Origin of the sequence: Streptomyces beijiangensis (genome assembly GCF_017315755.1) — a bacterium.
In the GTDB taxonomy this organism is placed as follows: domain Bacteria; phylum Actinomycetota; class Actinomycetes; order Streptomycetales; family Streptomycetaceae; genus Streptomyces; species Streptomyces beijiangensis.
In genome coordinates this window covers 1-300 of the sequence record NZ_JAFLRJ010001272.1, presented here as the reverse complement: position 1 = coordinate 300, position 300 = coordinate 1, and the positions used below count along the sequence as shown (strand labels likewise).

The 300-nt window shown below is 67.7% G+C and carries 1 protein-coding gene; it reads left to right on the top strand.

What is annotated here, in order from left to right:
• Positions 1 to 26 precede the first annotated feature (26 nt).
• Positions 27 to 300 (top strand): PTS transporter subunit EIIC (locus tag J0695_RS41480; protein ID WP_206969980.1); only part of this gene is annotated, 274 nt, incomplete at its 3' end.

Genomic DNA, 300 nt, shown 5'->3' with positions numbered 1-300 from the left:
GTGTAGACCACCACGATGGAGGAAGTATGAGCACCGCCACCGCCTCGGCGGCTCCCGCGAAGAAGCGGGGATCCGGCCTGTTCCAGGGCCTGCAAAAGGTGGGTCGCAGTCTCCAGCTCCCGATCGCCGTGCTGCCGGCGGCGGGCATCCTGTTGCGGTTCGGCCAGACCGACGTCCAGGAGAAGCTGCACCTGCCCGACAAGGTCACGGCGGTGTTCGCCACGGCCGGTGGCGCGATCTTCGACAACCTGCCGCTGCTGTTCTGCGTCGGTGTGGCCATCGGCTTCGCCAAGAAGGCGG